Source organism: Paenibacillus sp. FSL K6-1122 (genome assembly GCF_037977015.1).
Lineage (GTDB): Bacteria > Bacillota > Bacilli > Paenibacillales > Paenibacillaceae > Paenibacillus > Paenibacillus amylolyticus.
Genome location: NZ_CP150272.1, coordinates 3443573 through 3466225, shown reverse-complemented (window position 1 = coordinate 3466225; position 22653 = coordinate 3443573). Strand labels below are relative to the sequence as shown.

The following is a 22653-nucleotide window of genomic DNA, read 5'->3' as shown; positions in this document are numbered from 1 at the left end:
ATGTAGCTACTTCTGATCAAATATAACATAGGGTCTCAGATTCATCTCCTTCTAGACCTTAAATGTTTTCCTTTATCCAAGAACGCAACTTATCCGCATAGAGCGAGCGTTCATCTGGATCGGACTGGGAACCATTTGTCAGATAAAGTTGATCGTTCACGTATCTGGGGTAAACATGGAGATGATAATGCCACACATCTTGATTACCAGCAGGTTCATTATGTTGCCGTGTCGAAATCCCATCACATCCATATGTACTTTTCATTGCAAATGCTGTAAGCTGAGCCGCACGGTGAATCTCAACAGCGTAATCCGCAGGGAGTTCAAAGATGTTCTCGAAATGTTGATTCGGAACAGTAAGAACATGTCCTTTATTGTTTGGCCACCATTTGCCCGCTATAAATGCCGTTACCTTTTCATTTTGATAGATGATATCCCTTTGTTTTGTTCCCTGATCAGGTCGCTCGATACCCCAAATACGACAAAATGGACATTCGTACCCTTCAGGCTGATGTGAAAATGATACTGTCATCTTTCTCATTCCACTCCCTTCATGTTTACTTCACTAGTTATTAGACGCAGGTATCTTCTGTTCGTTGCGAAAAGAGCACGGGTTGTAGAATGATCAGCAATTAACAAACTGAAAAGCAAAAAGCAGCTGACCTTGGCGGCGGCTGCTTTCTACTATCTTTAACTATCACTATTGCACACTTCACAATTACATGGTGCTGATATCAATAACAAAGCGATATTTCACGTCGGAAGCCAGTACACGTTTGTATGCTTCGTCAATCTGATCGGCGGAGATGACCTCAATGTTAGGTGCAATATCATGTTCTGCACAGAAATCAAGCATTTCCTGTGTCTCACGAATGCCACCAATCATGGAACCCGCGAATGAACGGCGATGGCCGATGAGTGAGAATACGTTAACAGCTAAAGGCTCTGCAGGAGCACCCACGTTCACGAGTGTACCATCCAGTGTGAGCAGTGAGAAATAAGCGTTAATGTCAATATTCGCACTTACCGTGTTAATCATCAGATCAAATGTGCCTGCAAGTTTCTCGAATGTTTCCGGCTCGCTGGTGGCAAAGTAGTGATCTGCACCAAATTGTAGTCCATCTTCTTTTTTGCTCAAGGATTGGGAGAGAACCGTTACTTCCGCACCCATCGCATGTGCAATTTTGACAGCCATATGACCTAGACCACCCATACCTACAACGGCAACCTTCTTACCTGGGCCAGCTCCCCAGTGATGAAGTGGTGAATACGTCGTAATACCGGCACACAGCAAAGGTGCAGCAGCATCAAGTGCAATGTTATCAGGGATGCGCACGATGAAATCCTCTACGACAACAATATGAGTTGAATATCCACCTTGCGTAGGCTCACCGTATTTGTCTACACCAGCGTAAGTAGGAATATTTCCTTTGAGACAGTATTGCTCTTCACCTTTGCGGCAGTTATCACACTCGCCACAAGAGTCAACCATACATCCGACTCCTACTCGATCACCGACTTTATATTTGGAGACCCCTGTTCCTACATCGGTTACAATCCCGGCAATCTCGTGTCCAGGAACAAGTGGATAATTCACAGGGCCCCATTCACCGTGGGCAGTATGGATGTCAGAATGGCAGATACCAGCATATTTAATCTCAATTAATACATCATTAGTATCCAGATCACGTCGTTTAATTTCAGCACTTCTGAATTGTTGGTCTGGTCCGTCAACGGCTCTGGCTTTAGCTATAATCAATGGGATAACCTCCTAGTAATTTAAAGTTCAAAATAATCTTACTCCCTCTAGTTAACTCTAGGTCAAATGTTTATCTTATTTTTTTATCTCCAACGTACTTTGACATCCAGTAATCCAACATGGTAGAATTCACTCGGATCATCCTAGAGTTAACTCGAAGTCTACCCCCAGTAGAAAGGAATTTTATGAAAATGACCTATTCAATCGGTGAAGTTGCCAAAAAATTAGACCTTACGGTATATACATTGCGTTACTACGACAAGGAAGGACTCATGCCTTTTGTGGAACGTACCACGAGTGGAACACGTTTGTTCAAAGACTCCGACATTGACTTTTTAAAGATCATCCAATGTCTGAAGCTGACCGGCATGCCTATTAAAGACATTAAGGACTTTATTGAATGGTGCTCTGAGGGGGACTCCTCGCTGAAGCAAAGATATGACATGTTTACGGAGCGAAAAGCTATTGTGGAAGCACAAATGGAGGAACTAAGAAGAACCATGGAAGTCATCGAGCACAAACGCTCCTACTACGAAACAGCTTTGGAGGCTGGGACCGAAGAGATTCACAAAATTAAACCGATGGAAAATGCCATCACCAATTAATGGTTCATACTTTCTATTTTCTAAAATTAGCGCACAAAAAAGTAGCTTGAAGTCCTCTAACGGATTTCAAGCTACTTTTTTGGGTATGTCTCTACTCATCATTTTTCCAAAAGTTTCATCGTTACATTGATAATACGGTTTAGTTTTTCTTTTTCCGTCGAGGTTCTTGCCATGGCTCTGATGCCGACAGAAATATTGTGCAGGTACTCTGCCATTTCCTTCGCATCATGATCAGAAGAGAATTCTCCCTCCCGCTGCCCCCATTGAATGAGTTGCTCAAACATCTGCTCTGCTTCATTAAATGAATCAAGAGATCGCGTATCCACGTCCGGATCGCGTGTGCCTAGCTCCACGGCGGAGTTCACGATCAAACAACCCGATGGTGTCTCCTCTGCTTCAGTGATCATAACATCAAAAATTTTATGCAGTGCTTCCACTGCCGTCTTGGATGCCTTGATTTCTGCAAGTAATGTGGTGCTGACCTTACCTCTGTAACGATCCATTGCCTGCAAAAACAGCGAATGTTTGTCGTCAAATGTATCATATATACTTCTGCGATGAATTCCCATATGCTCAACCAGGTCACTCATCGACGTTTTCTCGTAACCTTGTTCCCAGAAGATCTTCATTGCTTTATCCAATACTTCGTTCACTTCAAACTCTTTACTTCTAGCCATTCGACTTCCCTCCCAAAATCAATCTAACACATCGGGAACGATCAGTAAATAAAAGATGCAGATACCCATCTCATTCTCATCTGAGCATGTATTAGCTCAACCGTAAGTGTATATCTTCTGTACTTGTTGTATATCATGACCTGTGTACTTGTGATTATGTAACCAGCAATCAGAATGTCTTATCCATTCACATCAAATGTTTGCCTATTCCTATCCGTTTTCTACCGCCTTCGGTCAATATACGATAGAATGTGATTATTATGTTGTGAGGAAAAAGGAGAACTTTGCATGTCTGATCAAATACATGAACAACAAAACGAATTAGCCACACTCATTGATCGTTATTCTGACAAGGATGGGGTACATCCTACGGCAATCCCTTCATTATTTCTAATCCGTGAATCGGTCGTTACTGAACCTATATTTAGAGTGAATGAACCATCCTTTTGCATTATCGTTCAGGGTGAAAAAGAGGTCCTGCTGGGACAAGATCGTTTCCGATATGGTCCAGGAAGTTATATCGTGGCAACCGTTGACTTGCCGGTTAGTGGACAAGTGATTCAAGCCTCGTCTGAGGCTCCCTATCTGGCCCTGAAGCTTGAATTCACATCCAGTGAGATTCTGGAGGTATTGAACCATTCCGATTTCCCAGCAAGACCGCGGAAAACAACGAGACGTGCGATGTTTGTCAGCCAAGCTGAGTCGTCTCTGCTGGATGCGGTCGTCAGGTTAGCCCGTTTGTTGGAAGATCATTCGGAAGATATCCCGCTGCTCGCTCCTTTGTTCAAAAAAGAAATTCTCTATAAAGTTCTGAAAGGTCCACATGGGATTGCACTAGAACAAGCTACCATGGAAGGCAGCCATACCTATCGGATCAGAGACGTTATTGAATATATTATGAATCATTCTGAGCGGAATTTTCGGGTTGAGGAATTGGCGGATTTGGCAAATATGAGTACTGCCTCGCTGCACAGACACTTTAAAGAAGTGACTGCCATGAGTCCGATTCAGTTTCAAAAACAACTGAGGCTGCAAGAAGCTCGCCGCCTGTTATTATCCAAGTCCACCGATGCAGCAGATGTAGCATTTCAGGTAGGTTACGAGAGCCCTTCCCAATTCAGCCGTGAATATTCACGCATGTTCGGATTTCCGCCCAGAGAAGATATTAAACGACTGCGAGGTAAAACCGATGAGACGACTACCATCTCTTGACTGGTTACTGGCTAATATCGCTCCTTTAGCTCGTCTAGTTTAACCTCAAAAAGGACTCCTTCTGTTTTATTAGAGGAGTCCTTTCTTATTTCTGTATTAATGAAGATCATTTAATCGTTAAATTATTAATACATTAAAAACCAGTTGTATATTGTTTTGGAACGTCCGTTGTCTTGCGCAAAGCAGTCGCAGCTTCCAAGGCCCAGTAAGGATTTCTTAACAGACCTCTGCCGACTGCAACGAGATCGGCTTCTTCATTTCCGATGACTGCATTTGCCAATTTCGGGTCGTCCAGCCTTCCAACAGCAATCACAGGCACATCAAGAGCTTCTTTGATTGCTTTAGCGAGAGGTACTTGATAAGCTGCGTGAGTTCCTGGTCTGCCCGATGCACCAATAGGTCCCTCGCCACCAGATGAGATGTCAAATACGTCAACACCTGCCTCTTTATAAGCCTTGGCAAACTCGGAACTTTCGTTAATGCCATAGCCACCTTCGACGTATTCTTTGGCTGAAATACGCATCATCAAGGGCATATCCTCGGGCATCTCTGCCTTTGCAGCCTGAATGATCTCCCGGCCGAATAACGTTAAATCTTGACCATATTCGTCTTCTCGCTTGTTTGTTAGTGGAGAATGGAACTGATGAATCAGATATCCATGTGCGCCATGAAGCTCAATCGCATCAAAACCAGCTTTCACAGCTCGAGCTACAGCACTCCGGAATTTTTCAACCATTCCTTTTACTTCGTCCGTTGTAAGCGCTCGAGGTTGCTTGGAATTCTCATCAAAGGCGATCGCGGACGGAGCAACTGGAACCTCAGCATCTTCTGCTTTGCGGCCCGCATGAGCAATCTGAATGCCAACCTTGGCACCATAACTGTGACACGCATCTACGATCCGCTTCAGAGCCGGGATCTGTTCATCTGACCATAACCCAAGATCATAATCTGAGATTCGGCCATCCGGCTCCACATCTGTCATTTCAATGATAATGAGACCCGTTCCTCCCACGGCACGACTAACGTAGTGCATATAATGCCAATCTGTTGCAATACCATCTTTTCGCTCAACTGAATATTGGCACATTGGAGCCATTACGACACGGTTTTTAAGCTCTAGGCTTTTAAAAGAATATGGACTAAACAAATCTGTCATCAAAATAAAACTCCCCTTTTCATGAATCATGAATAATAAAAATGCATGCGCAAGCATCGAATCAATGCCTACAATTAATAACTCCGTATGATTTGGAACTCAGATATATCTTTTACTTCATCACATAAAGACAATCAAATCCATGCTTTCGCAAAATACGAACAGCCTTTTTGGATTGAAGCATACCAGGTGACATTATAATTACGTTATCTTCTCGAAGAAGGTATTTTTCCCATGTGAAAGCAAGGCGTCCCAATGAGATGTTAATCGTATCCGGAGTAGGATTAGCCATATAATCCGTCGCATCTCGAATATCAATCACTTTATACTGCCGAAAATCACGCTCTTGTCTGAGAAATACTTGATAATCTATATATTCAAGATTGCGTACTGGCCAAAATTGACGTACAACGATGAAGATACCTAATATGAAGGTCAAAAGCATCAACATAATCATTGTATAGCCCTCTCTTAACTCATCAGATATCGTCGAAAATTTTGTTTTGGATCAGAGCCCACTCAATGCCTCAGATATTGTATCCTCACCAGCGATTAGATCAAATGAACGCTTGTAGGTATTCTTCTCACTCAAACTGGCCAAAATCACATGAGCTACATCTTCACGAGCAATGTTACCGGTTGTTATATTCTCAGCAGCAGTTACTTTTCCTGTTCCCGGTTCATTCATTAGAATCCCCGGACGTATAATGGTATATGTTAATCTACTGATCTCTAACAATCTATCAGCATAGTGTTTCGCTGCATAATATGGAAGGATGTTATCATGCCAGTTCTCACGATTATTGGCTTGGATCGCACTCACCATGATAAATCGATCAATACCCGCTTTTTGAGCCGCTTCAATGGTTTTCCCGGCACCATCCAGATCAATCAGGAGTGTTTTATCATATCCCGTTGTACCGCCAGAACCAGCCGCAAATACAATTGCATCACAACCCGTTACAGCAGCTACAAGTGAGTCAACCGTACCTTCCAAGTCGGCAAGCACCGTTTCCACACCCTGTGCTGCAAATGAATCTACCTGTTCTTGTTTTCGTACCATGGCAAGAACGGTGTGTTCTTCACTATTCTTCAAAAGATGAATAAGTTGTTGACCAATCTGTCCATTAGATCCCACGACGAACACCCTCATGTTCAATACCTCCTTTATACAAAATCACCGCATCCATATTAAATTCATGCGCATGCATTTAATTTAACGGATATATTAATGAGTGTCAAGTCTTCTTATAGGGTAAATGACTACATTACCCTATATTCACCCTAGCCTTAGAACAATTCTTTAGTGAGGTTCTCTAATCGAGTCTCAAATCCATCCTGTTCCAATTCAGTTTGCAAGACCTGATTAAACGTTTGAAGTGCTCTCTTGTATTTATTCTCTCCAAGCTCCGTAATACGAGTGTAAATGCCACGTCGGTCATCTTCACATGCATGTCTTTCCAGAGCCCCACAGTCTTTGGCTTCCATCCTAACGACGAGCCTGGAAGTAGCACTTTGGCTCAAGCCTACTAGTTCTTGAAGTTGCTGTAGGCGTAATTCCTTACCCTCCGCATTATATATGAAGTTTAACACATAAAATTCCTTCAAAGATAAGTCATATTGTTGAAGCAGAGCTTGTTCCAGCTTCTCGTTCAGATGGGTATGAATGTTAGAGAAAGCCAACCAAACATTCAAACGTTCACTCTTTTGCTGCAATCTAGATCACCCCACTTGATATTTAATGTTCATCAGCTGTTATCCTATTGTATCAAGCTTAATTACATTGGTCAAAACCCATCCAAGTTCGACGTATATAACATCCTAAGCTCATCAGAAGAGCATTTCCCCGTCTTGTACCGACATTTAGAAATGCTCCAGTATTACCATTTATGCAGTCTAATCTTACTTCGCGGTAAGCAGGCTATCGGAAATAAATTGAAGCTGACCTTCCAACGTTAACGGATCGTTGTACGAGTCTGAAGTCGGATCAAGCTGGAACACATGATTTGCCTTCACCGCAGGCAAGTTCTTCCATAATGTATTGTCATATACGATCTTGGGATCGGTTGTATCTCCCGACCACGGGCTGGTGAAGATGATGTCCCCCGCATACTCCGGTAATAGTTCCATGGAGATTGAAGCCCATCCAGTTCCGCTGTCAATCGCTTCAGCTTGGGCCTTGGCTGGTGCCTTGAGATCAAACTCCCCGTAAATAATTTCACCACCTCGACCATAGTTATGACCGAATACAAATAATCCTTTGGCGTATGGATTCAGTATGGAAACGGTACGATCGCCTACAGCTTCCTGAACCTTGGGCTTCAGTTCGTTGATCTTCGCTTCCCATTTAGCATTCCAAGCTTTCGCTGCGTCTTCTCTATTGGTGAGCTTACCCATTTCAAGCATTAGATCCTTGAAATTGCGCTTACCATATGCAATCTGTACAACAGGCGCAATCTGCTCCAGCTTGTCGATGCCCTCTGTTCCAGTGTACACGATAAATAAGTCAGGTTTTAAACTGATTAGTTTCTCTGGTGTAGGCTCTTGACCCAGATCACTGGTGCCCGCTGCTGCAAGTTGATCCTTGATATATTTGTTGTTCATCGCTCCTGATAAAGCGCCGACTACCGGTGCATCCAGGGCAACAAAGTAGCCTGTCGAAAATGATGTCAAATCAATAATGCGCTTAGGATTCTTCGGTACCTGTACTTCGCCTGCATCCGATTGATATGTAACAAGTTCCTCTTCGGCAGTTGCCGCTTTATCAGCGGAAGAAGCTGAATCCGAGTCCGTCTTGGTTTCTGTCTCCGTAGCCGCATTCGTGCTGTCCCCGGTTGTACTATTGGTCGTAGCAGACTGACCACATGCACTAAGTACAATCAGCAAGATAAGTGCCATCATGATCCATATTGATTTTATCTGTTTACGCAAAATAAACCCACCTTTTCGTTGATATTGATAATCGTTATCAACGATATCATGCTATGCAGGATTTGACAAGCTATGTTTACTTCACCCCCTCTATGAACTCTAACTTGCAAGTCACCAAGTTAAACAGCTATCATCAATAGAGTAAACCATTCACTTTTTTAAAAAAAGAGAGTTTTGAAAAGCCAATGAAACGTAATCAAGGAGGACAACATGGAAGAGATTATATTGTGGTTAAAGTATTTGTTTTTAGGTATTGTTCAAGGTGCGACGGAGCCAATCCCCGTCTCCTCAAGCGGTCATCTGATCATCGCCCAGAAACTTATGGGCATCAAGCAGAATGGATTGTCATTTGAGATTTTAACAAACACAGCATCACTTATCGCTATTATTTTTATTTTCCGGGAAGATATCAAAAAGTTGATTATTGGTGCATTAGGTTACCTGCGTACTCGTAAAGAAGAATATCGAGCAGACTTCATGTTTTGCTTATACATAATTATTGGTACGATCCCTGCTGCTGTCGTTGCAGTCCTGTTCAAGGACCGGATTGAAGAAATCTTCTCATCCGTATATACCGTTTCCATCGCGCTATTAATCACCGGGGTTGCCTTGTGGCTTATTCGTAATCTTCGTGGTCGCAAGCAAGACGGTGATCTGTCTACGAAAGATGCATTGTTGGTAGGTCTGGCTCAGGCGGTCGCTCTTATTCCGGGGATTAGCCGCTCAGGGGCAACTGTAATTGCGTCCATCGCTGTTGGCATGAAACAGGAAACAGCTTTGAAGTTCTCCTTTATGCTGTACATTCCCATCAGTATTGGCGGACTTATCATGGGGGTATCTGACATTGCCAATGATCCGAATCGATCACAACTGGCTATCCCTTATCTGATCGCATTCATCACGACACTCTTTGTCACGTATTTCTCCATGAGATGGTTTATGGGCATTATGGCCAAAGGCAATCTGAAATACTTTTCGTATTACTGTTTTGCTGCAGGAACATTGTTACTGATCTTCTTATAAAAAATAGTCCACACACCAAAAGGAACAACCAGCGATGGTTGTTCCTTTGTTGTATAGTGGCAGAACCTTAATGACCTATAGCAAGAGCTAGACGGTCAGGCGCGTAGCCTTGTTGCTTCTGTTAACCAGCTCTGTAGCCGCGAACATAACACTGAACAGAATCAGCAGGATCAGGGGTACCATTGACATTCCCCATTGGCTGGCTATAAGTCCCATACCTAACGGGATGAGTGTTGAACCTGTATAGGCACTGGCCATTTCAAGTCCAATTACACTTGGGGATGCCTTCTCACCGAAGCGTTCCGGTGTCGCATGAACAATACTCGGATAGATCGGTGCTCCGCCCAATCCCACGATAAATAAAGCCCCTGCGGCAATCCAGTAAGGAATCGGCATAACCAGGATAACTAATCCGAAGCATCCGACGATTCCACCATATCTGATGAGATTTTTGCTGGATACATGAGTCGAAAGAAAACCTGAGATTACACGTCCCAAGATAATGCCAATGAAAAATAGAGAGGATAGTGCTGCGGCAGTGCCTGGAGAAACTCCTTTGCTAACAATGAAGAAAGAAGCCATCCACAGACCGGTAGCAGTTTCGGAACCGTTGTAACAGAGCATCGCAATCATCGACATTTTCACGCCGGGGATACGTATGGCCTCACGGTTGCTTACGCGTTTCTTCTCATCGCCTGAACCCTCTACTCTTCCCTTCTCAAAAATCTTCCATAGAGACAAAGTTGATAATAAGACCACCAAGATCCCAAGCAAAATCAACCCCACAGTAACGTATCCTGCACGCCAGTTGTTTGCTTGATTCAGCCAATATGCCATAACGAGTGGGCCTGTCACTGCGCCAATTCCCCAGAAACAATGCAACCAGTTCATATGCTTGGCCTTGAAATGCAATGCTACATAATTACTTAGTGCCGCATCCACCGAACCTGCACCTAAGCCGAGAGGGATCGCCAGAATCAGTAAAAACACAAAATTCTCAGAGAATGAGAATCCCAACAGCGCGATCGTTGTTGAGAGGATACTGAATAATGTGACTTTACCCGTTCCGAACCGGTGTAACAATCGGCTGGCCATTAGACTGGACACTACTGTACTAAATGAAATGATTAGCGATATGTAACCAGCCATTTCTGTTGTCGCATGTATATCGTTTTTCATAACGGACCAGGCACTGCCAAGTAAAGCATCAGGTAATCCCAGCCCTATAAATGCGAGATAAATAATGATTAACAATAACGTGACCATCTGGGTGTCTCTCCTCAGTTTGTTTAATTTCTGATTCTCATCGAACCACCCATATAATAATATTGATATTTCTATCTGTAATCTTCCTATATTTTGACTCCTTATATCAGTATTCTGATATATTCTGGTGACTTATTACCTATATCACTGGTTCAGGATAGGTATTTCTCCAAGCAAATTCTTCAAGTTAATGGCATCCCACGGCATATGCTCAGTTATTCCTAATCCAACTACATCTGTTTCTTCAGACAGTTCTTTGATCAGATGAAGCAAGTGAGGTATTTGCATGGTTCCCGCTGGTGAAAACTCATAAGGTTCTCCTGGCTTGGCGAATAACAATGAACGGAACATGTTGGGATCAAGCACATCCAGATCAAGATGAATTGCCAGGTGTTTAAACCCAGTCTCTTTAATCCACTTCTTAATCGAATCCATGCCACGGGTTAATTCTTCAGTTCCAGCCGTTCGGATACCCAATCTTTGAATCACTTCGGTTTCCTGTTCCGTGGGGGTTGTCAACCCGGCCATGAAGACATGTTCGGGCTTCAAGGGGACACTCACATGTTTAGCAAACTCCGGATCGCCTTCCCCAAGAAGGTTCCCAAGCGGTAAAGTATGACCGTTGTCATAGCCCTCGTATCTAACCAGATCACCATGTGCATCAATCCATATCAAACCAAGTTCTCCGCCATATCGTTCATTTAAATAAGCAAACGGGGCTTGTTCAACCAAACAGTCACCGCCAAACATGACAATGCGATCGGGCTGGTGAGCTTGAATAATATGCTGGGCAGCCTGCAATTGCTGAAGTAGCGGTGCTCTGCCTTTTATCCCGTTCTCGCTTACCAGAGATGTTCCATCATAAGCCTCAACAGGAACATGAATGAGAGGTTGATCATTGTCAGGTGCAAGCCATGCAAGCAACTCCGCTCCAAATGAGTAGTTTGGATTATCTCCACCTTGCCATTGTGGCATAAGCAGACGTATTGTTTTTTGAGTCATCGTAAATCCCCTTTACTTCAAAGTAAGGTTAGTATAAACTGAGCCCAAACAAATAAATAGTACGGTCTTTTATGATAGGTACTACCCGGAAGGATAGTGTAAATGATGAGTATGGCTGAATACCACGGTAAAGTTAAAAACATTCAAGATACCCCTTTTGGATATACGTTGTCTGTCATTGGTGGCAAATGGAAAATGGTGATTATGTATCTTCTCGCTGATAACCAGCCTGTCCGCTTCAATGAACTTAAAAGACAGATCGGCGCTATCACGTATAAAACGCTGAGTTCACAGCTCAAAGAATTGGAAGCAGATGGTATGGTCGAACGGAAAGAGTACCCTCAAGTCCCTCCTAAAGTCGAGTACCGTCTGACAGCCAAAGCTGAAACGTTATTGCCCGTTTTGGAAGGACTATGCGAATGGGGTGTTCAACATCAGGAACCTTCGATCAATAATAGCGCAATGGATTGAACGCTTTTGTCTATATTTTCAGATGAGATAATTGGAGTAAATGCAGCATGTTAAAATGCAAAAAGTCGCCAATCGGCGACTTTTTTACTTTTATCTTGTGTTCCTCTGTACGTTCAGCAAATAAAAGCTGTGATTCGTAGAATTATACTTTTTCGTGTACCAGATCTTTCTGATAGGCCAACACTCTGTCCCAATTGCCACTGAAAACAGGAATTCGATAATACCCTACACGCTCATACAGCGCTGCAGCTTCTGGTTGCAATGGACCTGTTTGCAGTTTCAGATTCGTATAACCAAGTTCGTTCGCAAGACGCTCTGCCTCGGCCAATATAGCCTGGGCAATCCCCTTACGGCGGTAACCATTGCGTGTATACATGCGTTTAACTTCTACAGATGTTTCATCAAGGGGTCTAAGTGCTCCGCAACCAACCGGATACCCGTCGATCCTGGCAACGATAAAAGCCGCACGGGGCACCTCAACGTCTGACAGTTGAAATCCTGCAGTTCCATCACCACCATATAACAAACCGAGTTCTTCACTCAGTTCCTTGATCAATAGTAGCGAATCCTCGCTCCGAATATCTTCAGCTGCTGCATGCACGATATGTGTCATCCCACATACCCCCTTTATCTTATTGGACTTATTGGTTTAAATGATATATCTAAATTATCATTCCCAACACCAAGCGTCAATTCCCCCATTCATTGAATATTTCTATAAGCAACCGAACGTATCTTTTTGCCGTCTTTATTCGTTTACATAAGAAATATAACGAGCAACGATGTATATGAAATTCAACTCTCGGAGGTCTGATATTATGGAAATTTCAAAGGGAATAACGATGCTTCAGCTTGATTTTGAGGGGAATATAATTCACCCTGTGCTGATATGGGATGAAGAAATGGTTGTGTTAATTGATACCGGATTCCCTGGACAATATGACGATTTGTGTATCGCACTCGAAAAGATTGGTGTGCCGATCAGCCAACTTAAAGCAGTGATTTTGACGCATCAGGATATGGACCATATCGGGTGTCTTCCCGAGATTTTGCAGGAGTGTGGCTCACAAGTCAAGATATATGCGCATGAGCTGGATAAACCATATATTGAGGGGCAGCTCCCTCTTCTCAAAGATGGTCACCTTGAACATCCTCCAATGGGAAAAGTAGATGAAACGGTTACTGATGGTCAGGAACTGCCGTTTTGCGGTGGAATTCGCGTTATTCATACACCTGGTCATACGCCAGGTCATATCAGTCTATATTTGATGGACAGCAAGACGCTCATCGCCGGAGATTCAATGTACAGTGTAGACGGCATGCTTGGAGGCATTCATGAACCTACTACGCTGGATACAGAGACTGCTCGAATCTCTTTGAAAAAGTATATCGAACTCGACATTTCATCTGTGGTTTGTTATCACGGAGGACTAACTCATAGGAATGTAAATGAACAGATCTCAGAGCTATATAAAATGAACTAACGAATATTTACACTGGACACTCCGATGACAGAACAACCTTCCGATCGCTGTTATCCCCAGATTTTTTTATTCCGTCTTTAAAAGGGGAAATCCGAGGATAGCGCATGCTTCCGATGTAGCTTTCTTGCAGAAAGCTTGTAGGCGAACGCTCTGCTTCTTAATAATATTTCAATTGGTTGTTTAGCGAATAAATCCTGTATATGCCACTATAATTCTCTATAATTATGCATAGTCTTCCTATTGTTTGGCATACTGCAAAATGGCTGTAGCCGCACGGATTCGCAGCTCTTCTTCTTCACTGTGTAACGCTTCTCTCAGCACATTAAGAGCTGTTTGAATCGTGGCTTCATCTACCCCTGTTGAGAGAGAGTTCGTTGCTTCGGCTGTTATGCTGACTGCAAGACCTCGATCCAGCTGTGCTTGTGATATAGGATACTCAAATTTCGCAAGGATGGCTGAATCATTTTGCAGTGCCTGCACTCTGTCATTCAGCTCAGCGAGAGGAATACGACCCAACCATGTAACTCCCCGACGGTGACAGATCAAGTCGTTTTCTGTGCCAGCGGAATCGTCGTAATAATAATCCCCGATATCCCCAACATACGTCCATTCATCATCGCTAATTAATACATAATCTCCATCCTGCATGAGGTTACCAAACATATGTAGTGTCGCGAGTGTGCTCGCCAATTCTGCTTCATCCAAGGGATAGTGTTGAACCAACTGTTCCTTCCATAGCTCCGGAGGCGTTTGCTCTAGATCCCCTGTACCTGACCAAGCAATACCAATATAATTGTCTTCCAAAAAGGATGTTACCCTGTTGATTCCGTGCACGGTGGACTGGATATGATACAGATTCATGCGTACCGCCTTCCTTTCAATCATTCGTATGAACATAGCTCACCATTGTAACATTAGTGGGGTCTATTTCAAACGTAATAATCTCTTTCCCATATGGCGGGTTATGTGGACCGTAAAACGTTCTGACTTCCAGAACCGTTCGAAAATTATAACCACCTTTTGTGCGCCTTTTAAGTTCCAATACATGGATATCATATAGCCCATAGCTAGGGACCGGCATATGATTTGCCTGATAATAGTTGGTAATCTCATGGTAAATGTATGGGTTGAGCATCGTAAGTGCTAATGGCTTATAGTTTCCTTCCTGTTCGCTCTCAGGATCTGCATATGTAACATCTGTGTATAGGGAAATACTATTTATCATTAATGTTGTTGCAAGTATAAAGTGAAAAAGACGTTTCTGAATTACCATACTCATCAACCTTTTTTAATTTCTATTATTCCGAGTGAATGCAAAAGCATACAAAATATGATTATGATCTAGTATTTATCCTTAGCTGAGTTGGAAGGTTATTCTGTCATCGGAGTGGCAAGTGTAAATACTCGTTAGTTCAACTTATATAGCACACACCTTTGGATATAGCCTCAGGCTATAACTAGGTATAATTTAATGGAATTACATTATAACTCCGGATCTGTGATAAATTTTGTGTAACATAAAAGCAGAGGGGTTTTAAACGATGACAAAAAGTAGTGTATTGGGATATCCGCGTATTGGTGCTGATCGGGAATGGAAGAAAGCGTTGGAAGCGTTCTGGGCAGGTAAGCTGGAGGAATCAGAATTTCACGCACGTTTGCAGGAGATTCGTATCGATCATTTGCGCAAGCAACAAGCAAAAGGAATCGACATCATTCCAGTTAATGACTTTAGCTATTATGATCATATCTTGGATACGGCCGTGATGTTTGGGATTATTCCTAAACGATTTGCTTATGATGGTGGTTCCGTTCCATTGTCCGTATATTATGGCATTGCACGAGGAACGAAAGATGCCGCAGCAAGTGAAATGACAAAATGGTTCAACACGAACTATCACTACATTGTACCTGAACTGGACGGGGCTTCCCCAACTCTGACGGAGAACAAACCACTTCTCGCTTATCGTGAAGCAAAAGAAAAACTCGGCATTGAAGGCAAGCCGGTTATCGTTGGACCGTTAACCTTCCTGAAGCTCTCCAAAGGCTATGATAAATCCGAGACAGACGCTTGGTTGGACCGCTTGCTTCCACTTTACACTCAATTGCTTCAAGAACTTGCGAGCGAAGGCGTTCAGTGGGTGCAGGTCGACGAACCTATTCTGGTAACCAAATTAAGCGATGAAGACGTACAGCGTCTGAATAAAATATATGAAACATTTGCAGCAGCCGTTCCAGGCCTGAATATCATGCTGCAAACGTACTTTGAATCTGTTGAAAACTACAACGACATTGTTGCACTGCCAGTTCAAGGTGTAGGACTTGATTTTGTACACGGACTCTCTGGTAACACACAATCTATTCGGACATCCGGTTTCCCGGCAGACAAAGTGCTCGGTGCAGGTATTATTGATGGACGTGGGATCTGGAAAGCTTCCCTTCAGACAAAACTGAATTTGCTGAATGAATTAACTGAGTTCGTGACACCTGAACGTATCATCGTGCAATCATCTTGCAGCCTGCTGCATGTGCCAGTAACCACAGACCGTGAGGCAAAACTTTCATCTGAACTGAAAAATGCACTTGCATTTGCAGATGAAAAGCTGGATGAGATTGTTCTTTTGACTACAGCCTTATCTTCACCAAGTGCAGAGATTACCGCCAAAATAGACGAAGCAGAGCTTACCCTTCAAGCGCTTCAGCAATCCGAAGATCGAAACCGTACCGCTGTACAGAAAGCCGTTGCTTCCATCAGTGTTCAACAGCCGGAGCGCTCCCGTCCTTTTGCAGAGCGTCATGAAGCTCAACAGGCCAAATGGCAATTGCCACTCTTCCCGACAACAACGATTGGTAGTTTCCCACAATCTGCCGAAGTCAGAAAAGCACGTCAGTTGTGGCGCAAGGGTGAGTTGAACAACGAACAGTATGCTGCCTTCATCCGGGAGCAGATTGATATCTGGATTAAGATTCAGGAAGAGATCGGAATTGACGTATTGGTACATGGTGAGTTTGAGCGTACCGACATGGTTGAATTCTTTGGCGAGAAGCTGGCCGGCTTTGCCTTTACACAGTTTGGATGGGTACAATCATATGGTTCACGTTGCGTGAAGCCACCTATTATCTTCGGTGATGTTGCATTTACGGGTGAAATGACTGTCGAAGAAACGAAATATGCTCAATCGCAGACAGAGCGTCCTGTTAAAGGCATGCTGACTGGCCCGATTACCATCATGAACTGGTCATTCGTACGCGAAGACATTGCTCGTGAGCAGATTGCCTATCAATTGGCGTATGCGTTGAGACAGGAAGTCGAAGCACTTGAACAGGCAGGCATTGGTATGATCCAGGTTGACGAGCCAGCTGTTCGTGAAGGGCTTCCGCTGAAAGAAAATGAACAAGCCGATTACCTGGCTTGGGCAGTCAAAGCGTTCCGTATCTCCACGTGCACGGTGCATGAAACGACTCAAATCCATACGCATATGTGCTATTGCGAATTCCATGACATGATTGATTCCATTGAAGCTATGGATGCGGATGTTATCTCCATTGAGACATCCCGTAGTCACGGTGAACTGATTCATAGTTTTGAAGAAAATACGTATGAGCTCGGTATCGGTCTTGGCGTATATGATATCCATAGCCCAAGAGTTCCGAGTGTGGATGAAATGAGCAGCATGATTGAACGTGCCCTGCGTGTTCTTGATCCGAAGCTGTTCTGGATTAACCCGGACTGCGGATTAAAAACCCGTGGACAGGAAGAAACGGTAGCTTCTCTGCGTAACATGGTTGACGCAACCAGAATCGCTCGTAACAATCACGCTTCAGCTGCTGTATTGTAATCGGCTGCGAAGCAGCATAACTTCAAAAGTAAAGCCGGACACCCCTTCGTTAAATGGGTGTCCGGCTTTTTATCTGGTTACTTTTTGTAGTTACTTTTAACGCAAATTCATTTCACTTGTAACATGGCGATCTCTGGCGTTCCTGCCCCTTTTCTCACCATCCAACGCTTACAACTAGATACTATCTTTCAGCCATTGCTGCAATGGTGTATCTTCGGTCAGTTCACCGAGCAATATATGACGGAACTCCCCATCCCTATCAATGACCATTGTTGCGGGCAAACCCGTTATACGATACATGCCTGATATGTTGCCTGTCACGTCAATGATCACCGGGAAATCAAATGCCTGCTTATCCATAAACTCACGAATCGTGCCCTTCGATTCCCCCACGTTAACAAACAGGGTTTCCACGTCATTCTGATAGTCCTGAGCAATCTGGTGAACGAGCGGCATCTCCCTTACACAAGGTGTGCACCATGAAGCCCAAAAGTTAATCATCACGGCTTTGCCCCGATAATCGGACAGTCTGACTTGTTCGCCTTCTGAATTAACCGCTGTGAACTCAGGGGCCACGGCACCAGCTTCAATGGCGTTACCTCGCTGAGATTCGGGTGTCGATACATTTTCGAAAATAGCCCATGTACCAACTAACAATGCGATCACACCAATCAAAATTGTAAGTGTACGTCTACTTTTAAAACTCTTCTTCTGCAATAAACTCACCTTCACTTTAAACCAAGACTTTGATGAAATGCTGCATGGAGCGAACCGAATTGATCACAAAAGTCGTGAGTAGAGCCCTCTCCAACATTACGTCCATGGTTCATGAATATCACCTGATCCGCAATATCGTCTGCGATCTCCAGCTGATGGGTCGAGAACACGACCATGTGGCCTTCCTGTTTGATGCCTTTGAGTAGCTGAGTTAATTCCTGCATCCAGAATGGGTCCAATCCATTTGTTGGCTCATCCATGATGAGCAGTGGAGGTTTCGACAGCACAGCCTGGGCGAATAACACACGTTGGCGCATGCCTTTGGAGAAGGTCGTAACCCGGTTTTTCTTTTGATCCTCCAAACCTACCATGGTCAGTACTTCCTGTACTCTCTCCTTGGGAACTTTCCTCAGAGAAGCCCAGAACAGAAGCATTTCCTCCGCACTCAGTCCTTGATTAAATTGATAATCGTCCGGCATATATCCAATCTGCTCTGAATAACGCTTGCGCTCCTTCAACCATCGCACATTGTTCACCGCAACCTCACCGGAGGTAGGCCGAAGAATTCCTGCGATCATACGCAGCACCGTGCTCTTTCCTGCACCATTCCCTCCACAGAGGGCAAGCACTTGGCCTGAAGTAATGCGAAAGGAGATATCCTCAACAATTGGTTGCTTTTTAATGGATTTGCACAATCCCATCACTTCGAGTCCCATCTTATCCATGAGAACGCCCCCTCTCCCAGATCGCATATACCGCCAGGACAGAGAAGGCGATCCAGAATAGGCATATCCCGATGAAGATCCAACTGCCACTTGGTTGTTGCACCCACTCCACCCATCGATAATATTCTGGTCCAAGAATGGAGCCGCCTCCCAGTTTGATGACTACAAACAATCGCACCAGCTCGGCCGGATTGATGAGTGTTAGCATAACCAGCAGCGGTTTCACCCATAGATAAGGCATCAGTCCCAGCACAGAGAGCAATAAGGTCGGCCATCCAATGACTGCGAAAAACCATACGGTCACGGATATGGTTAACGCCTGCCACCGATTGCGCGACAACGAACCGATAAATAGCGCCAACGTCAGGAATAACAACACCAGTCCACAAGAAAATGCCAGAAAGAGAAGATATGTCACGGCATCCAGTGGATTCCCGATTACTCCGCTAATAACCCCCATCAGGCCGTATCCAAACGCAACAATGGTAATTAAAACAATCGAGAGCCCAAGATACTTGCCCACAATAAAAGACATCGTGCCAATGGGATACGTGGACAGCAGTTGCCAGCTACCGTCTTCCTTTTCAGATGTTAGTGAGAAGGAACCGAGGAACAGCGTCATTAATGGTAAGAGGTAAAGAATGAGATTCAACATCGAACCTGTTGTGCCCGAGTATCCTTCAACCAGATTCTGCGAATTCAGAAGTAACAAGCTTAAGCTAAATGTGCAAAAAAGGATCAGAAACGAATACGCCCAAGGATTGCGAAATCCCATTTTCACTTCTCGTCTTGCAATCTGTATCATATCTGACATCATTGATCACCATTTTCTATTGTCATACTTAGTGGCCTGACTCTTCTTTCATCTCACCTTCCTGATGTATCTCATTACCGTCTCCTTCTTCACCATGCCCATGTTCACCCATCATGTCCATATTCTCTGTGTTCTGTTTCCAGTCATGAGAGGCAAGATCCTCAGCAGTCATAATGGTTCCTACACCTTGCTCTGCAATGAAAGCTTCAGCCGAGGGCTTGTCCTTAAAGTTAAGAATTCCATAGGCCATAGGCGTGCGCAATGAAGCATCGTATACATACGTGGCTTTGCTGTATTCAACCCATTCCTTGTCATTATAATCACGTACATAGTCCATGCCGATGTTATCTGTGCCATTTTCTGTTTTCCACTGGTTCATGCAGCCGATATCATCGAACTTGTAATTTTGGCCGTCTTTTGTAGTGAGCTGTGTTGCATATGCATCGTCCTTCACCTGCATTTTACAGATCGCACAGATATCCACGTCTTCATTGATCGGCAATGCCGCGTATTTTGTTCCGCAAGCGGTTAACAGCACCATGCCAAACATAAGTACCATGAGGAATGTCCATCTTCTGTTCAAGCTTTTGTTCATTTTCGTAATACCCCCATATAGATGATTATAAAAGTTGCCATACCCAACAGAATTAACCCGAACAACCACACCACATTGGAATCTGTAGCATTTTCTACTGACTTGTGCAGATCAGATTCCGTATCCATGCTCATTCGTGGAAATTTGTCGGTAGTCCATTGTTCTCTGCCTTCTGTAAACAACTCACTCAGAAAGACCATACCCGGTGATTGGAAAAAGAGCTGATACGCTGAATTTCGACTGACCAGTTGCTCATAAAAAGGATTGATGGCATAGGATATTTCACTGATCCCATCCCGATTCAGATCGAGCCCCTGAAAGGAGTCCCAGTAGTTCTCCATCAGGACATTATTCGGGCTATCCAGCGCCGAAGCTTCAATGACATTAGACACCAATTGGTTACGTGTAAACTCATTAGCTTCTGCCAGAACAAGCTGTATGCCAACAAAATTCCGAAGCACCGCATTGTCATGGATCTCATTGCCCGATGACTCTGCAATATTCATGCCGACACGATTACCCTCCACCACATTGTTGTGAATTGAGGATTGATGCACGTCATACAACAAAATCCCTTGAGAATGAACATTAGTACTCTGTTTGCGAAAAGAATTGCCCGATATGACCGTATTCTTGACGCCCATAATCATGGCACCTGTCATGTTCTCCTCTCCGGTATTGTCCATGACAGAAGAGCCGTCAATGTACATACAGTGGATGCCGTACCTTGTATGTAACAGCCTGTTATTTTGCACGATAGACTTGCGACTGTTCTCCAGATAGATTCCATCCCTCATGCCGGTGATCTCATTGGCTTCAATGAAGCTATCATGGGAGTTGTACAGATCAATGCCATTGCCCTTCTGGCCACTGGAAGCAGAATCAGACCCGGCCCACGTAATGTTGTTCCGCTGAATCGTTGCCTGACTCGAATTCCGGATGATCATCCCATACCCCTGGGTCTGAATATGCAGATCCGTGATTTCACTGTTTTTCCCTTCAACCTGAATCGCTGCAGTCTGTTCATTCGTATCATGTTCAATTGTAAAACCGCTCAGTTTCACCCCATCCGACCGAATCATTATCGTAGAGGTGGCTTCCGCATTAACAACTATGACCGTAGGATCACCCTGAATGGTGATGTTTTTGTCAATCGTCACGGGTCCAGAATAACGACCTGATGCAAGTTCAATGACTTCTCCAGGTGCAGTGCGGTCAATCATAGGCTGAAGGGGAATGAGATCACGATGTCCGGAAGAGGCCATGACTGCACCGTGCGGAAGGGATAGCAGGAGCATCATCATTCCGATTAGAAAAATTAAACCTGTAACCCGACTCTTCTTACAACTGTTGAATGCACTCAAGCCTGCCCAAGGATTACTCATGATTCAAACCGCGCAATTCCGGCTTCTTGTTACAGTTGCTTATTGCTGTGGCAATGTATTCAACGGGTCTTACGTTAATCCAAAATATACGTTGGTTGTACACACCATCCCTCCATTCCACTTAAAATCAACTCTCCATGTTCCTCATCCATTGAAGCAAAGTAATAAATGAAGCGTTATCACAATCCTGATCATAGTGTACTTAAAATGATATTTATTCCATATAGCTCAATTAGGCTATAGACGCTACATTTTTGTGTCGATATTGTGATGTAAATCAAAAAAAGCCGCCATATAGGCGACTTCTTAAGTAATATATTATTCAAATGGATAGGTCCAAAATGTTTCTCTGCCAAAACGTTTCTTGATTTCTTCATTATTCAGCTCACGATTTCCTACAAGCTCTGCTGCCTGGAATTGTGAACGATGGGCACGAATGGACGCCATTTTTCGATCCAAAAATTCGGATACGTCAACAAATACATCCGGTTTGCCAATGTACTGTTCCTGATTATTAGCGAACGCAACGCAATGAACAATCGGACGTTCATCCACAGGAAGTTTAGCGATTGTACGTATAACAGCGGCTCCCGTTGCATCATGATCGGGATGAACACTGTACCCCGGATAGAACGTAATGACCAGCGTGGGGTTCAACTCTTTAAGTAGCGACATGATGGTATCTTCCAGTAACTGTGGGTCTTCGAACTCCAGCATTTTATCGTGGAAACCCAGCATTCTCAGGTCCTGAATACCAATCGCTTCAGAAGCTTCGATGAGTTCCTGTTTACGGATGCCAGGCAACGTCACTCGGTTGGCAAATGGAGGAATCCCCATATTGCGCCCCATCTCGCCAAGTGTTAGACAAGCATAGGTTACATGGGCACCGCCATCTATGTATTTGGCTAACGTTCCCGATACAGAGAAAGCTTCATCATCTGGATGTGGATATACCACCAAGATGCGCTCATGCTCGTTGTGTGTAGTATTCATGG

The 22653-nt window shown here is 44.0% G+C and carries 24 protein-coding genes; 6 read left to right on the top strand and 18 right to left on the bottom strand.

Going from position 1 to position 22653, the window contains the following annotated elements; translation table 11 throughout:
* Positions 1-58 precede the first annotated feature (58 nt).
* A complete protein-coding gene (locus NSQ20_RS15840) occupies positions 59-532 on the bottom strand; it encodes an HIT domain-containing protein (RefSeq protein ID WP_076327638.1) in 474 nt (157 codons plus the stop codon).
* Between the two features lie 186 nt (positions 533-718).
* Positions 719-1759, bottom strand: coding sequence for an NAD(P)-dependent alcohol dehydrogenase (locus NSQ20_RS15835; protein ID WP_047842906.1), 1041 nt, complete (start codon positions 1757-1759; stop codon positions 719-721).
* A gap of 185 nt (positions 1760-1944) precedes the next feature.
* On the opposite strand from NSQ20_RS15835, the gene NSQ20_RS15830 reads away from it, so the two are divergent.
* Positions 1945-2364 carry a MerR family transcriptional regulator gene (locus NSQ20_RS15830; RefSeq protein ID WP_036608041.1) on the top strand — a complete coding sequence of 140 codons (420 nt, stop codon included), beginning with the start codon at positions 1945-1947 and terminating at the stop codon, positions 2362-2364.
* Positions 2365-2462: 98 nt separating this feature from the next.
* Here the strand turns inward: NSQ20_RS15830 and NSQ20_RS15825 are convergent, their stop codons facing one another.
* Positions 2463-3041: a TetR/AcrR family transcriptional regulator gene (locus tag NSQ20_RS15825; RefSeq protein ID WP_076327639.1), complete on the bottom strand. Its 579-nt coding sequence runs from the start codon at positions 3039-3041 to the stop codon at positions 2463-2465.
* Between the two features lie 288 nt (positions 3042-3329).
* Between NSQ20_RS15825 and NSQ20_RS15820 the strand changes: the two genes are divergently transcribed.
* The gene (locus tag NSQ20_RS15820; protein ID WP_076327640.1) at positions 3330-4253 is read left to right on the top strand and encodes an AraC family transcriptional regulator; all 924 of its coding nucleotides are present in this window, start codon (positions 3330-3332) and stop codon (positions 4251-4253) included.
* Positions 4254-4386: 133 nt separating this feature from the next.
* Here the strand turns inward: NSQ20_RS15820 and NSQ20_RS15815 are convergent, their stop codons facing one another.
* The 5 genes from NSQ20_RS15815 to NSQ20_RS15795 all read right to left on the bottom strand — a co-directional run bounded on the left by NSQ20_RS15815 (position 4387) and on the right by NSQ20_RS15795 (position 8340).
* Complete coding sequence (locus NSQ20_RS15815; RefSeq protein ID WP_076327641.1) at positions 4387-5409, bottom strand: NADH:flavin oxidoreductase/NADH oxidase; 1023 nt, start codon at positions 5407-5409, stop codon at positions 4387-4389.
* Positions 5410-5521: 112 nt separating this feature from the next.
* Entirely contained in the window at positions 5522-5866 is a 345-nt protein-coding gene (locus NSQ20_RS15810; RefSeq protein ID WP_076327642.1) for a rhodanese-like domain-containing protein, read from the bottom strand.
* A 51-nt stretch (positions 5867-5917) separates the two neighbouring features.
* Positions 5918-6562, bottom strand: a complete 645-nt coding sequence (locus tag NSQ20_RS15805; RefSeq protein ID WP_076327643.1) for an SDR family oxidoreductase — start codon at positions 6560-6562, stop codon at positions 5918-5920.
* Positions 6563-6699: 137 nt separating this feature from the next.
* Positions 6700-7125 (bottom strand): MarR family transcriptional regulator, encoded by a 426-nt coding sequence (locus NSQ20_RS15800; protein ID WP_036608058.1) that lies wholly within the window; start codon positions 7123-7125, stop codon positions 6700-6702.
* Positions 7126-7311: 186 nt separating this feature from the next.
* The gene (locus tag NSQ20_RS15795) at positions 7312-8340 is read right to left on the bottom strand and encodes an ABC transporter substrate-binding protein (protein WP_083677359.1); all 1029 of its coding nucleotides are present in this window, start codon (positions 8338-8340) and stop codon (positions 7312-7314) included.
* 210 nt (positions 8341-8550) lie between these two features.
* Between NSQ20_RS15795 and NSQ20_RS15790 the strand changes: the two genes are divergently transcribed.
* Positions 8551-9363: an undecaprenyl-diphosphate phosphatase gene (locus tag NSQ20_RS15790; RefSeq protein WP_036608062.1), complete on the top strand. Its 813-nt coding sequence runs from the start codon at positions 8551-8553 to the stop codon at positions 9361-9363.
* A gap of 87 nt (positions 9364-9450) precedes the next feature.
* Here NSQ20_RS15790 and NSQ20_RS15785 read toward each other — a convergent pair whose 3' ends face one another.
* Both NSQ20_RS15785 and NSQ20_RS15780 read right to left on the bottom strand, forming a co-directional pair.
* Positions 9451-10629, bottom strand: coding sequence for an MFS transporter (locus tag NSQ20_RS15785; protein ID WP_076327645.1), 1179 nt, complete (start codon positions 10627-10629; stop codon positions 9451-9453).
* 144 nt (positions 10630-10773) lie between these two features.
* The gene (locus tag NSQ20_RS15780; RefSeq protein WP_076327646.1) at positions 10774-11631 is read right to left on the bottom strand and encodes an arginase family protein; all 858 of its coding nucleotides are present in this window, start codon (positions 11629-11631) and stop codon (positions 10774-10776) included.
* Between the two features lie 105 nt (positions 11632-11736).
* Between NSQ20_RS15780 and NSQ20_RS15775 the strand changes: the two genes are divergently transcribed.
* On the top strand, positions 11737-12102 hold the full coding sequence (locus tag NSQ20_RS15775; RefSeq protein WP_076327920.1) for a helix-turn-helix domain-containing protein: 366 nt from the start codon (positions 11737-11739) through the stop codon (positions 12100-12102).
* Positions 12103-12244: 142 nt separating this feature from the next.
* Here NSQ20_RS15775 and NSQ20_RS15770 read toward each other — a convergent pair whose 3' ends face one another.
* Positions 12245-12715, bottom strand: a complete 471-nt coding sequence (locus NSQ20_RS15770; protein WP_051449730.1) for a GNAT family N-acetyltransferase — start codon at positions 12713-12715, stop codon at positions 12245-12247.
* A gap of 205 nt (positions 12716-12920) precedes the next feature.
* Between NSQ20_RS15770 and NSQ20_RS15765 the strand changes: the two genes are divergently transcribed.
* Positions 12921-13586: an MBL fold metallo-hydrolase gene (locus NSQ20_RS15765; RefSeq protein ID WP_076327648.1), complete on the top strand. Its 666-nt coding sequence runs from the start codon at positions 12921-12923 to the stop codon at positions 13584-13586.
* Between the two features lie 237 nt (positions 13587-13823).
* On the opposite strand, the gene NSQ20_RS15760 is transcribed toward NSQ20_RS15765, so the two are convergent.
* Positions 13824-14447, bottom strand: a complete 624-nt coding sequence (locus NSQ20_RS15760; RefSeq protein ID WP_340020325.1) for a hypothetical protein — start codon at positions 14445-14447, stop codon at positions 13824-13826.
* Positions 14448-15127: 680 nt separating this feature from the next.
* Between NSQ20_RS15760 and metE the strand changes: the two genes are divergently transcribed.
* On the top strand, positions 15128-17422 hold the full coding sequence (gene metE, locus NSQ20_RS15755) for a 5-methyltetrahydropteroyltriglutamate--homocysteine S-methyltransferase (RefSeq protein ID WP_282321486.1): 2295 nt from the start codon (positions 15128-15130) through the stop codon (positions 17420-17422).
* Positions 17423-17596: 174 nt separating this feature from the next.
* On the opposite strand, the gene NSQ20_RS15750 is transcribed toward metE, so the two are convergent.
* The 6 genes from NSQ20_RS15750 to bshB2 all read right to left on the bottom strand — a co-directional run bounded on the left by NSQ20_RS15750 (position 17597) and on the right by bshB2 (position 22651).
* On the bottom strand, positions 17597-18148 hold the full coding sequence (locus NSQ20_RS15750) for a redoxin domain-containing protein (protein WP_340032938.1): 552 nt from the start codon (positions 18146-18148) through the stop codon (positions 17597-17599).
* A 2-nt stretch (positions 18149-18150) separates the two neighbouring features.
* Positions 18151-18864, bottom strand: coding sequence for an ABC transporter ATP-binding protein (locus tag NSQ20_RS15745; RefSeq protein ID WP_036608081.1), 714 nt, complete (start codon positions 18862-18864; stop codon positions 18151-18153).
* Positions 18857-19678, bottom strand: a complete 822-nt coding sequence (locus tag NSQ20_RS15740) for an ABC transporter permease (protein ID WP_340032937.1) — start codon at positions 19676-19678, stop codon at positions 18857-18859. Before NSQ20_RS15740 ends, NSQ20_RS15745 begins: the two co-directional genes overlap by 8 nt.
* Before the next feature lie 28 nt (positions 19679-19706).
* The gene (locus tag NSQ20_RS15735; RefSeq protein ID WP_083669674.1) at positions 19707-20273 is read right to left on the bottom strand and encodes a nitrous oxide reductase accessory protein NosL; all 567 of its coding nucleotides are present in this window, start codon (positions 20271-20273) and stop codon (positions 19707-19709) included.
* Positions 20270-21658 carry a NosD domain-containing protein gene (locus NSQ20_RS15730; protein ID WP_256721218.1) on the bottom strand — a complete coding sequence of 463 codons (1389 nt, stop codon included), beginning with the start codon at positions 21656-21658 and terminating at the stop codon, positions 20270-20272. Before NSQ20_RS15730 ends, NSQ20_RS15735 begins: the two co-directional genes overlap by 4 nt.
* A 318-nt stretch (positions 21659-21976) precedes the next feature.
* Positions 21977-22651 (bottom strand): bacillithiol biosynthesis deacetylase BshB2, encoded by a 675-nt coding sequence (gene bshB2 / locus NSQ20_RS15725; RefSeq protein ID WP_074095002.1) that lies wholly within the window; start codon positions 22649-22651, stop codon positions 21977-21979.
* Positions 22652-22653: the final 2 nt, after the last annotated feature.